A 12,230-nucleotide genomic window follows, 5' to 3' on the forward strand; every position below is an offset into this window, starting at 1 on the left:
TATACTACTACAAAGAAACGATAAAAAAGTTGTCGCTCTTTGCTAATTGTAAAAATATTCGTGCTTTTAAATATAAATATGGTTTTTTGTCAACAAAAATTAAACCACAAAAACATGAAAGCTGTAATAACCGGTGCAACTAAAGGAATTGGCAGGGCAATAGCCATTAAATTATGGGAAAATGGTTACGATTTAGTGCTTGCAGCACGAAGCGTAAACGAACTCGAAGCCCTCCGCAATGAATTATTTATTACCGGGCGAAGCATAGCCATTTATTCGGTCGATTTTTCGGTTAAAACGAGTGTATATCAATTTTTAAACCAGGTTGATGAAGAAGCAGGCTTTATCGATGTATTGGTAAACAATGTGGGCACTTTTTTGCCTGGCAGTATGCTGGATGAGGCTGATGAAACCTTTGAAAAGCAGCAAAACCTGAACGTAAATGCAGGCTACTATACCAGTAAATTTTTTGGTAAAAAGATGCGTACGGAAGGCCGTGGCCATATATTTAACATTTGCTCGGTGGCCAGCAAAGCACCTGTAAAAAATGGTGGCAGCTATAGTGTAACAAAAGCAGCGATGTTAAGTCTTAATCATGTATTGCGGCAAGAGTTAGCCCCTCACAACGTTAAAGTTACTGCGTTTTTGCCCGGCTCTACAAAAACGGCATCATGGGAAGGAACAAGCATCCCTGACGAAAAATTTGTACAGCCAGAAGATATTGCAGAAACATTATTTACCATTTTAAACTTAAGTAAAGGGGTAAACGTAGATGAGGTTTTAATTACACCGCTCGATTTTTAAACACAAAAATGAACAACGTTATGGAAAAGAAGCTTTTTAGAAACGACCACGATAAGATGATTGCCGGTGTAGCTTCGGGACTTGCAGATTACATGCAGGTGGAGGTTACCATAATCAGATTATTGTTTGCACTATCGGCTATATTTATGGCTGGAGGTGGCTTAATTGCCTATATAGTGATGTGGATTATTGTTCCGGTAAATCCTGATCCGGCAGCAAGATTCTCAAAATTTAATGATTTTTTTAACAAACAAAACCCTGGTGCACCTTTTGGTGCCGGCGACCAGTTTACTGGTCCTGTGGGTTCTGGTAACACCAACTGGACACAGCCGGTTGATAATACACAGAAAACGCCGTTCGAAACCCGTGCCGATTTTAGCGGCTTTAACAAATCGAACGATACCGGCCGCACCATTGGCGGATTGATTTTACTGGTAATAGGCTGCTTTTTTCTGATGCGCGAACTGGATTTTATACCCTATTGGTTCAGCTTTCGCAACCTGTTTAAATTCATGTGGCCATTAGTATTCATTGGATTGGGTATTGCTGTTATTGCCAAATCAAAAAGAAAAAACGATTGGGCAGCTTTTCAAACCCAACAAGAAGCAGAGCAGCAAAAGAAGGCCGATTTCGCTGAAACCATTGTGGAGCCAACGCCCGAAAGCCCTGTTAACAAAGACGATAATTCAACAACCACGAACCCTCAAGCATAAATAAAATGAAACTAGATAGATTAATGTGGGGTATTTTACTGCTTTTTATTGGCGGTGTACTGCTACTCGAAAACTTTAATATTATTGATTTTTACTGGCGCAGTGTCTGGAGCTTTTGGCCAATATTTCTCATCATTGCAGGTGTAAATATCCTCTTCAATAAAAATAATTCTCAAACCGGAAGCATCATTTCGATTGCGGTTTTAGTAGTTGCTTTATCGTTCCTGTTTTATAAAGGACAGCAAGTGCCCGAAAGGGGCAACTGGTGGGGACATCACTTTAAAAAAGATGTTGACATTAACCTAAATGATAATGACTACAACGATGATAACGATAATGACGACATTAAGGATACCGCTTTTAACCAGTTAAAACTGAGCGAACCTTTTGTTGAGGCTGATAATGCTAAAAAAACAGTATTAAATATTTCTGGTGGCGGAATTTCATTTAATTTGGATGGCGAAACGCCCGAGCTGATCAATGCAGATATTACCAAAAAACATGGTAACTTTTCGCTAAAAAAAGTACTGACTGATAGTGCTACAGTGCTTACCTTCAAAATGGACGATAAAAAAGGTAAATGGAATTTTGGCGATGGTGGTAACGATGTGAACTTTAAATTAAACAAAGCCGCTAACTGGGATGTGATCATGAAACTGGGCGCAGGTGAAGCTAATTTTGATTTCAAAGATTATAAAGTACGTACTTTCCGTTTTGATGGCGGTGCTGCAGCCCTCGACATTACTTTTGGCGATTTGTTGCCAATTACCGACGTGGTAGTAAAATCGGGTGTTGCCGATGTGAAAATTAAAGTACCAACCAATTCAGGTTGCAGAATTAAAACCAAAACCGGTTTATCGGCCAAAGATTTTGATGGATTTATAAAACTGAGCGATGGCGTTTACGAAACTGCTAACTATAAAGCCTCGACTAAAAAAATCTTTATCAATTTAGATGGCGGATTGAGTAACTTTGAGGTGAGCAGATACTAGGGAGGCGGAAGGTTGAGGGAATGAAGGTAGAAGGTGTAGGGTTTAAGGCATAAGGTCGAACTTCGTTAGCAGAAATCTTTTAAAAAAACCTGACCTTACAATTCTAAAAACCCAACAATCCTGATTTTAAATGAGTACTGATCAAGAATATATAGTTGTAGTTAACGGTAAGCCTCAGGGGCCTTATAGCTTAACCGAACTTAAAGATTTAGACATTAAACCAAATACATTTATCCGCAAACCGGGGATGGATGACTATAAAGAAGCTCACGCGATTCCCGAATTGCGTGAGCTTTTGGGTTTCAGCTACCAGCTAACCGCCCCGCAGTATTTTGCAGCCTTTGATCAGCGTTTATTGGCTTCGGTAATCGATCATTTTATTATTTTCGGCTTTTACACCGTCATTATTTTAACCAGTTATATTTTTATCGAGGGGAAAGACCAGCGAATTATGGCTTTTTTAATTCCCTTTCCGGTTATATTTGTAGTTAAGCTCATTTATGGCAGCATTGCTGAGGCAACCCAAAGCCAGGCTACCATTGGTAAAAAACTGCTGAACATTAAAGTAACCCGTATGGATGGGAGCCGGGTTTCTTTTGGTATTTCTTTGGTTCGAAATTTTTCTAAAATTTTATCGGTAATTCCGGTGTTTTTTGGCTACCTCTATAGCTTCTTAAACAAGAAAAACCAGTGCTGGCACGATATTGCCGCCAACACTTTGGTAATAAAAGACAGGTTGATTTAGATTAGAAAAGCTGGTGCAGTAGTCCTGTTGTCGTTAGTCGGGCTGTTCGCTATATCTTTGGCTGGCCTTCCACAACACTCAGGCCTACAGCCAAAGTATGCCGCTTCCATCCCGTTTACATAACCTGGGCCGGTACAATGTGGCCAAATCCACCCATCGCTAAAAATAAACCCGATCAAAGCGAGATGCCGGTTTTTCCACCGGCAGAAGCGGGAGCGGGGCTGTATTTGCCAAATGATACTGCGCTTTCATTTCCAAAAAAAAATAATTTTGTCTTTATAATCCGGTTGATTTAATTACAACTTTCCAACAGTAAAACATATACACAATCCTTATCTTTGCATCCAAATGGAAAAAATATTGGCAAAACACGATTTGGCAGGAGGATATTGCAATAGTTTGGCAACTTATTCGAGGTATTTAACCCGCGAGGTAAATATCGGCGATATCGCTTTAGGCGGTCACAATCCCATTCGTATCCAATCGATGACGACTACTGATACCATGGACACGCTGGCCACGGTTGAGCAAACAATCCGCATGGTAGAGTCGGGTTGCGAGTATGTTCGTATTACTGCCCCAAGCATTAAAGAAGCCGAGAACCTGGCTAATATTAAGAAAGAGCTACGTTACAGGGGTTATAATGTGCCTTTAATTGCCGATATCCATTTTACACCCAATGCTGCCGAAATGGCCGCGCGGATTGTAGAAAAAGTGCGCGTAAACCCAGGTAATTACGCCGATAAAAAGAAATTCGAAAACATAGAGTATACACAAGACGCTTACAATGCCGAGCTGAGCCGGATTTACAAGAAGTTTATCCCGCTGGTTAAAATCTGTAAAGAATACGGTACGGCGATGCGCATTGGCACCAATCATGGCTCGCTTTCCGACAGGATTATGAGCCATTACGGAGATACACCGCGTGGAATGGTAGAATCGGCGATGGAGTTTATCCGCATGTGCGAAGACCAGAATTATTATAACCTGGTTATTTCTATGAAAGCCAGTAATACGCAGGTAATGGTGCAGGCTTATCGTTTGCTGGTCGAAACCATGGCTAAAGAGGGCATGAATTATCCTTTGCACCTGGGTGTAACCGAAGCGGGCGATGGCGAAGATGGCCGCATTAAATCGGCTGTTGGAATTGGTACTTTGCTTGAAGATGGTTTAGGCGATACCATTCGCGTTTCTTTAACCGAAGATCCCGAATTTGAAGCTCCCGTAGCCAAAGCTTTAGCAGATCGGTATACTTTGAGGAGTCAGAAGTCAGAAGTCGGAAGTCCGGAGTCGACCAGTCTACGCCCTACGCTTAGCGCTCAGCGCCAAACTTATTCCCCTTACGAGTACAACCGCCGCGTTACTACCCCCGTACAACACATTGGCGGACACCATCATCCGGTAGTGATGATTGATGTTTCGAAAGAAAATTTAAAAGATCCTTATTTTTTAAGTGCTGTGGGTTACAACTACAGTGCGGGTTTAGATAAATACAATTTGGCCGATCAGGCCTGCGATTTAGCTTATTTGGGCGATAATTTGCCTTCTTTTTCTTTTCCGGGCAACTTAAAACAGGTGTACAATTACCCAACCTGGTTAAAACTGCAAGACAAAAATAACTGTCATCCCTTATTTTCACTTGAAGAATTTGGCCAGGCAGAGATTAAGGACGAACTGTTAAACTTTATTGAGGTGGATGCCGGAACTTTCCAACCTTCCAACCTTCAAACATTGAAACCTAATGTTGTTTTGATTTTAAAGACATCAGCTGCACACGGCATGGCCGAACAGCGTACATTTTTTACAGCCCTGCAAGCACAAAATATTCAGGTCCCTGTAATCATTAAACGAAGCTATCAGGATGCAGATGCCGATAATTTAATGCTTTATGCTGCAACCGATTTAGGTGCTTTGCTTACCGATGGTTTCGGTGATGGGGTTTGGATTGATGCGCAAGGACAAAATCTTTCGCTGATTAATTCAACCAGTTTTGGTATTTTACAGGCTACGCGTACACGTATCAGTAAAACTGAATATATTTCGTGCCCAAGCTGCGGCCGTACACTTTTCGATCTGCAGGAAACCACACAACTCATCCGTTCGCGTACCGACCATTTGAAAGGTATTAAAATTGGTATTATGGGCTGCATTGTAAACGGACCTGGCGAAATGGCCGATGCCGATTATGGTTATGTAGGCACCGGACCCGATAAAATTACCTTATACCGCGGTAAAGAAGTGGTAAAGAAAAATGTAACTACGGCTTATGCCTTAGATGAATTGATCGATATCATTAAAGGTGACGGCAACTGGGTGGAGAAAAACTAAGCCGTGGTCTGTGTCCTCACAGACCATAATCAGACCACGAGCACCATTTAATTTTCTGCCCAATAAATACTAAATTGCCTTGATGAATATTCCCGAGTTTCATTCCCTTTTTAACGAACTTCGAAACTGGCTCAGCGGCAAAGGCCTTTCAGGCAATGAGCTGGTGTATGCCTATTTTTTCATAGGCATTATCGGGGTAGTACTGTTTTTATTCATCACCATTTTCTTAACCCGGCAAATTTTTATTGGCGTGGTTAAAAGCGCAAAAACCAAATCCGACTGGCAAAAAGCCTTGTTCGAATTTAGGGTATTCAGGGCTTTTGCTTTGATTTTTGGCGCTTACATCATTTACAATGCCGTTCCTCACGTATTTATTTATTTTAAGAACTGGCTTTTTTATGCACTCATTTTTGCTAAAATCTACATGGTTTTGGCCGTCATGTTTGCGGTAAATGCTTTTCTCAATGCGGTGGTTTCTATTATGGAATCATCGAAAAAGTATGCCGATAAACCTATCAGGAGTTATAAGCAGGTAGCTAAAATTGTTTTTTACATCGTAGGTTTCGTACTTATCCTGTCCATTCTGTTAAACGAATCGCCATTGTATATTTTTGGTGGTTTTGGTGCCGTTACTGCAGTTTTTATCCTTGTTTTCCGCGATCCGATTTTAGGTTTCGTAGCCTCTGTGCAAATGAGTGCTATTGATCTGGTTCGGGTGGGCGATTGGATTACCGTTGAAAAATATGGTGCCGACGGCGAGGTAACCGAAATTAATTTAACTACCATTAAGGTGCGCAACTGGGATAAAACGGTAACCATTGTACCGAGTTATGCCATTGTAAGCGAATCGTTTAAAAACTGGCGGGCCATGGAAGAAAGCGAGGGGCGAAGAATTAAAAGGCACATTAACATTAAAATTTCGAGTATTAAATTTTGCGACGAAGAACTGATCGGGCGCCTGCAGAGTATCGATTTTTTAAAAGATTATTTAAAAGAAACCCAGCAACACATCGCTACTTTTAATGCCGAACATACAGTAAATCCGAATAACCTGGTAAACGGTCGCCACATGACTAACATTGGTACTTTTAGGGTTTATGCCGAAAAATACCTGCAAAGCAATCCATACATCAATACCGATTTAACCTTTATGGTGAGGCAGTTACAGGCTACAGAAAATGGTCTTCCCATCGAAATCTATGTGTTTTCGAAAGAGAAAGGCCTCAAGAAATTTGAGGAAGTTGCAGCCGATATCTTCGATCATTTGCTGGCTGCAGTACCTTATTTCGACCTCGAAATTTTCCAAAGCCCTAGTGGTAGCGACATGCGGAATTTGGTGAGAAGAGGGGATGATTAATATTGGCTGATACACTAAAAATAACTCCTGCCGAAGTAATTTCGTAAGAAAATCAATGAAATAATAATTAAAAAGACCAAAATTCCCTGCAGGGTGGTGTTTTGTGCTAATTTTTTGTTGAAGTAAAGTATTGTCGCAATCACAATGCCAATGATTGTAGTAATCAGGCCGAATAATTCTTCATTAATTAGACGGGATCTGCAGATAATGATCTTATTAGGTTTCTTTAGACCATAATACAGGATAAAACCTGTTATTTTTGATCTGTAGATTAACAATGAGTCATTATGGTTTGTCTCATTAAAAAGCAGGGCCGGGATTTTGTATGTCTTAGTTGGAGTTTGAGCATTGAAAATATATGTCCTTCCGTTGCTCGAACGACCACCCCATAAATCATTAATAAATTCTGACTTTGATTTTACCGGCGAAAAATTACTATCCAGAAAAATAATCAGGCATGAAAATAAAGTTAAGGCAATTGTGGCCTGCTTTAATATCTTTTTGTTTGAATCTGAAAGGTTAATTCGATCTTGAGCCATAAAATATAATGGCTCAAGATAAGTAATTTACGCTTCCTCCAAAAACATCAAAACCTTCTCGCAAACTTTAAACAAAAGCGGCGGTAAGGTTTCGTTGGTGTAAGGTTGCGATGCGCCATAAACATGGTTGGCACCTTCAATTTTTACCAGTCTGCTGGCCGGGTTGGCATCTGCAAGTTGCTGTGCAGTTTCAAACGGAACATTTACATCATCATCGCCCTGCACAATTAACCAGGGAATGTTAACCCTTTTGGCAGCTTCTAAAATATTTAGCGTAGCTTCGTTTTCCTCAAAATCTTTTAACAGGCTAACATTTAGCGGCATTTGCTCTTTGGTTCGTGCGTTGGTTACAAATATCTTTCCGTTCTTTTTCCATTCGGCTTCCTGCTCTTTTTTCCAAAGGCTGCTAAAATCAGCAATGGCACTCCAGGTAATCAGTTTGCCAATCCTTAAATCGTTGGCCGCTTCAATAATCGATAAGCCTCCACCGCGACTATGGCCAATTAAATTTACCTTGGTGTCGGCCCCGTAAGCTTTTTCTATGTAATCGAGCACTGCATTTACATCAAACAGCTCTTTTGATACGGTATTGCTTGCAAAAGTTTCGAGATCGGTTACATCCTTTGGATGATCGGTTGGTACGCCACTATGCGATAAATTAAATTTAATATACCGGTAACCATTGCTGGCAAAATACCTGGCCACCAGGTTATGCGCCCCCCAATCTTTAAAGCCTTTAAAGCCATGTACAAAAAGGATAATGGGCGTGTTCGGATTTTTTTCGTCGAAAGTAATGTCGCCAATAATTAGTTTTCCATCGGCTCCGCTAAGGCTAAAATCGTTTTGTGTAATCATAGTTTAAGGTATTGATATAAAATATAAACCTGCTAATTAAGATTTTGTTGTCAGTTTTTGAAAGTACCGGGTTTCGCAAAATATTTTCATTTTCTGCATCACAATAAATCCGGTGTTAACAAAGTTAAAGATTAAATTACTTGGCGAGGCAACCATTTAGTTCAAAATCCGTAATATCAATAAGTGGATCAAATGGGTTGGAAACCAGTTAGAACGGAATTGAAAGTTTAAAATCTGGCCTTGTTTTTAAAGGCTTTAAAAGGATTGTCAGCGCTGTATAGCTATTTAGAGCCGTTCTAAATTAATGTAAATTACAGATTAATGACGCTGACATGCACCAACCATGTTACTTTTGTATCCCGATAATAGTTAATAACGGAGCAATTGGAATATTTAAAAGTAATAGCTTTTACGCATCACCACATCGACCTGAAATCTTTAGGGAAGTTAGTTATATGTGATCAGAGTCTGGATAGCAGGTTGAAGAATATTCAATCAGAGCTTCCGGTAAGCGAAATTTTTTATATCGGTACTTGCAACCGTGTAGAGTTTGTTTTTCTTACTAAAGAAAAAACCGACAAAGAATTTGTAACCAGGTTTCTTACTGTTTTAGACATGGGTTTACCGCCTGAGTTTATGGAGCGTTTCCTGGATAATGTAACTGTTTACGAAAACGAAGAAGCCTTTAACCATTTATTAAGAACCTCTTGCTCTTTAGAGAGTTTGGTGGTTGGCGAAAAGGAAATCCTGGCGCAAATCCGCAGGGCTTACGAAAGCTGTCGCGATGCTGGTTTTACCGGCGATTACATGCGTATGATTATGGATCGCGTGGTTAAGACAGCCAAAGAAGTTTATACCCATACCAATATTTCAAAAAATCCGGTTTCTGTGGTATCATTGGCTTACCGCAAGTTAAAAGAGTTAAACATGTGTGGTAACTCGCGTGTTTTAATTATTGGCGCCGGCGAAACCAATCAGAATATTGCCAAATACCTGAACAAACATAAATACTCTAATTTTTCTGTTTTCAACCGTACTTTGGCTAAAGCCGAGTCGTTGGCCGAAGAGTTAAACGGTAAAGCTTATCCGCTTACTGCGCTCGAAGATTTTAAAGAAGGATTTGATGTAATTATTACCTGTACAGGTGCTACTGAGGCCATTATCGACGAAAAACTGTATGCTAAATTGCTTAACGGCGATACCAGCAAAAAAGTAATTGTCGATTTAGCTATCCCTAACGATGTTGCCCCGGCGGTAATCCACAACAATCCGGTTCATTATATCGAGGTCGAATCTTTAAAAGAAGTGGCCCGTAAAAATATCCAGGAGCGTTATAACGAACTTGTTCACGCCGAAGATATTATCAGCAACAACATCACCGAGTTTTTCTCAGTTTTAAAACAACGCCGCATCGAAATTGCCATGCAAGAGGTGCCCAGAAAGATTAAAGAAATCAAAAACACCGCTATCAATGGTATTTTTGCCGAAGAAATTAGTCAGATGGATGAAGCATCGCGCGAGGTTTTAGAACGTGTAATGAACTACATGGAGAAAAAATACATCAGTGTACCAATGGTTATGGCCAAAGAGATTCTGGTTAATCAATCTTAGATTAACCGCAAAGCGCGCTAAGTAAATGCGCGAAGAACGCAAAGCTATTTGTTTTTATTGTTACTATTTTCCCTTTGCTGTCATTCTGAACACAGTGAAGAATCTCATTGTAAATAAGTTTTTCAAAACGATTGTTTGAATATAATCCGTTAACGTTTTGCAAGCGAAGTTGGAAGCATGATCCAATGCATCCTGCTATTCGGCATAGGAGGTTTTCGTAGGAAAAAGCACGAAAAACTTTGCACCACCTTTCATGTTAACACAGATCAAGGCAGAATCAAGTGCGAGCGATGGAGAGGAGTGATGGCTAGCGCATAGATACTGCCGCTATTTAGGTTTTCGTAGGTTTTTACAAGAAAAGATCCAGGCCTTGATCTTTTGTTACTTTTGGATCAAGCCAAAAGTAAGAGCCCATCGGCGGCGGCGAGCCGAGGCAAGACTGCGGCGTGAGGGAAAAAACACTTTATTAATAGTTTATACAAATCACTCGCAGATTCTTCGCTATACCCAGAATGACAAAGCTTATCACCTAATGTCATAGAAATCCCCTTAATTACGCCCTCTGTAACCTCACTGTCTCATTTTTAAACAAATCATGGTATAAACCACTATTTAATTTAAATTTGCAGCTCATTTAATCTTAATAGTGAAGAAATTAACCATCGGAACACGCGGTAGCGACCTGGCTTTATGGCAGGCTAATCATATTCAAAATGAATTGGCAGCTATTGGAATAGAAGCAGAGATAAAAATCATTAAAACGCAGGGCGATAAAATCCTGAATTTAAGATTGGACAAATTAGAAGGCAAAGGTTTTTTTACCAAAGAACTGGAAGAAGAGCTTTTGGCCGGAACAATTGATCTGGCTGTACACTGCCTTAAAGATTTGCCTACAACACACCCTGAAGGATTAACCATTGCAGCTTTGCCTCCACGCGAAGAAGCGAGCGAGTACCTGTTAATTTTAAAAGATTGTGTAGATGTTTCGCAGAAACTATCGCTTAAAAAAGGGGCTATGGTAGGTACTTCGTCTAACCGCCGTAAAGCCCAGCTTTTGGGTTTACGTCCGGATTTGGAAGTAGAAGATCTGCGCGGAAACGTGCCTACCCGCATTGGTAAACTGCGCGATGAGGATTATGATGCGATTTTGATTGCTAAAGCCGGTGTAAAACGTTTAGGTTTAGATGTAAGCGATTTACATATCGAAGAACTCGAAACTACCGAATTTATACCTGCACCTGCACAAGGTGCCCTGGCTATTCAGATCAGGGAAAATGACACCGAACTTTTCGATGCATTACAAAAACTGCACGATCCGGCAACTGCCGAAGAAGTAGGTGTTGAACGTAAAGTGCTAAACCTTTTTGAAGGGGGCTGTCACATGCCTTTGGGCTGTTACTGTAAAAAGGAAAACGGCCAGTTTGAAGTGTGGACTGCAAAGGCCGAAACTGCCGATCATTTTCCTGAGCGTTTGTTTTTACGTGCCGAAACAACAGAAGGCCTGGCCGAAAAAATTGTGGCCAAGTTCAATACCGAAAGAAAAAAACCGGCAAAGGTTTTTATTTCCCGCGAAATTGGCGAACACAGTTATTTCCGCAGGGCATTAGAAAATAATGATATTGAAATTGAAGGACGTTCATTAATCCGTACGTTCCCGATTGTTACCGTTTTGGATCAGTTTATTCTGCGTCATGTCGACTGGATTTTCTTCAGCAGCCGCAACAGTGTCGAATACTTTTTCAACCTGAAACCAGTGCTACCAAAGAAAACCAAGTTCGGTGTAGTGGGCAGAGGCTCGGAAGATGCTTTACGTAAGTTTAACCATTTTGCCGATTTTGTTGGTGCAAGTGGCGATATTACCGAAGTGGCAGAAGATTTTGCACAATTGGTTGGCGGACAGCAGATTTTATTCCCACGTGCCCAGGATTCACTACAGTCAATCCAGAAGTCGTTACCGGCAGATGCTAAAATTATCGACTTACCGATTTATGAAACAGTAATTGAAGATGATATTGACCAGAGCTATGCTGATGTGCTGATTTTTACCAGCCCATCGAACGTGGATGCTTATTTCGCCGATAATTTATTGGAGCCTGGTCAGCAGGTAATTGCAATTGGCAATTCAACAGGAAAGAAATTTGATGAAATGGGCGTAAAATATACCTTGCCGTACTCGCCAGATGAAATCGGATTGGCTGAGGCAGTATTTGGGATAGAAATGAGATAAGCTTAAAGCCAAAAGACCAAAGCATAAAGAAGATCCGGGCGCTGTCTTTCTGAATCTTC

The 12,230-nt window shown here is 40.6% G+C and carries 10 protein-coding genes; 8 read left to right on the plus strand and 2 right to left on the minus strand.

All coding sequences use genetic code 11. From position 1 onward, the window contains the following. Positions 1-114 precede the first annotated feature (114 nt). The 6 genes from BLR37_RS06750 to BLR37_RS06775 all read left to right on the plus strand — a co-directional run bounded on the left by BLR37_RS06750 (position 115) and on the right by BLR37_RS06775 (position 6,939). A complete protein-coding gene (locus BLR37_RS06750) occupies positions 115-804 on the plus strand; it encodes an SDR family oxidoreductase (protein WP_090766586.1) in 690 nt (229 codons plus the stop codon). 20 nt (positions 805-824) lie between these two features. Continuing rightward, on the plus strand, positions 825-1,517 hold the full coding sequence (locus BLR37_RS06755) for a PspC domain-containing protein (protein ID WP_167356560.1): 693 nt from the start codon (positions 825-827) through the stop codon (positions 1,515-1,517). A gap of 5 nt (positions 1,518-1,522) precedes the next feature. Further along, positions 1,523-2,509 carry a LiaF transmembrane domain-containing protein gene (locus tag BLR37_RS06760; RefSeq protein ID WP_090766178.1) on the plus strand — a complete coding sequence of 329 codons (987 nt, stop codon included), beginning with the start codon at positions 1,523-1,525 and terminating at the stop codon, positions 2,507-2,509. Between the two features lie 130 nt (positions 2,510-2,639). Then, positions 2,640-3,254, plus strand: a complete 615-nt coding sequence (locus BLR37_RS06765; protein ID WP_090766181.1) for an RDD family protein — start codon at positions 2,640-2,642, stop codon at positions 3,252-3,254. Positions 3,255-3,602: 348 nt separating this feature from the next. Next, positions 3,603-5,582: a (E)-4-hydroxy-3-methylbut-2-enyl-diphosphate synthase gene (gene ispG, locus BLR37_RS06770; protein ID WP_090766186.1), complete on the plus strand. Its 1,980-nt coding sequence runs from the start codon at positions 3,603-3,605 to the stop codon at positions 5,580-5,582. A gap of 82 nt (positions 5,583-5,664) precedes the next feature. Then, positions 5,665-6,939, plus strand: coding sequence for a mechanosensitive ion channel family protein (locus tag BLR37_RS06775; protein WP_090766189.1), 1,275 nt, complete (start codon positions 5,665-5,667; stop codon positions 6,937-6,939). Positions 6,940-6,953: 14 nt separating this feature from the next. Here the strand turns inward: BLR37_RS06775 and BLR37_RS06780 are convergent, their stop codons facing one another. Then, positions 6,954-7,478, minus strand: a complete 525-nt coding sequence (locus BLR37_RS06780) for a hypothetical protein (protein ID WP_090766192.1) — start codon at positions 7,476-7,478, stop codon at positions 6,954-6,956. Positions 7,479-7,505: 27 nt separating this feature from the next. After that, positions 7,506-8,333 carry an alpha/beta hydrolase family protein gene (locus BLR37_RS06785; RefSeq protein WP_090766195.1) on the minus strand — a complete coding sequence of 276 codons (828 nt, stop codon included), beginning with the start codon at positions 8,331-8,333 and terminating at the stop codon, positions 7,506-7,508. Positions 8,334-8,717: 384 nt separating this feature from the next. Here BLR37_RS06785 and hemA point away from each other — a divergent pair, with 384 nt between their 5' ends. Both hemA and hemC read left to right on the plus strand, forming a co-directional pair. Further along, a complete protein-coding gene (gene hemA, locus BLR37_RS06790) occupies positions 8,718-9,944 on the plus strand; it encodes a glutamyl-tRNA reductase (protein ID WP_090766198.1) in 1,227 nt (408 codons plus the stop codon). A gap of 646 nt (positions 9,945-10,590) precedes the next feature. After that, positions 10,591-12,171, plus strand: coding sequence for a hydroxymethylbilane synthase (hemC, locus tag BLR37_RS06795; protein WP_208599609.1), 1,581 nt, complete (start codon positions 10,591-10,593; stop codon positions 12,169-12,171). Positions 12,172-12,230 lie beyond the last annotated feature (59 nt).

The organism is Pedobacter soli, from assembly GCF_900101435.1.
GTDB lineage: Bacteria > Bacteroidota > Bacteroidia > Sphingobacteriales > Sphingobacteriaceae > Pedobacter > Pedobacter soli.

What these genes read in the sequence shown, in the direction of transcription:
- BLR37_RS06750 (WP_090766586.1), top strand. Translation starts at nt 115, where the DNA reads ATGAAAGCTGTAATAACCGGTGCAACTAAAGGAATTGGCAGGGCAATA.
- BLR37_RS06755 (WP_167356560.1), top strand. Translation starts at nt 825, where the DNA reads ATGGAAAAGAAGCTTTTTAGAAACGACCACGATAAGATGATTGCCGGT.
- BLR37_RS06760 (WP_090766178.1), top strand. Translation starts at nt 1,523, where the DNA reads ATGAAACTAGATAGATTAATGTGGGGTATTTTACTGCTTTTTATTGGC.
- ispG (WP_090766186.1), top strand. Translation starts at nt 3,603, where the DNA reads ATGGAAAAAATATTGGCAAAACACGATTTGGCAGGAGGATATTGCAAT.
- BLR37_RS06785 (WP_090766195.1), bottom strand. Translation starts at nt 8,333, where the DNA reads ATGATTACACAAAACGATTTTAGCCTTAGCGGAGCCGATGGAAAACTA.
- BLR37_RS06780 (WP_090766192.1), bottom strand. Translation starts at nt 7,478, where the DNA reads ATGGCTCAAGATCGAATTAACCTTTCAGATTCAAACAAAAAGATATTA.
- BLR37_RS06775 (WP_090766189.1), top strand. Translation starts at nt 5,665, where the DNA reads ATGAATATTCCCGAGTTTCATTCCCTTTTTAACGAACTTCGAAACTGG.
- BLR37_RS06765 (WP_090766181.1), top strand. Translation starts at nt 2,640, where the DNA reads ATGAGTACTGATCAAGAATATATAGTTGTAGTTAACGGTAAGCCTCAG.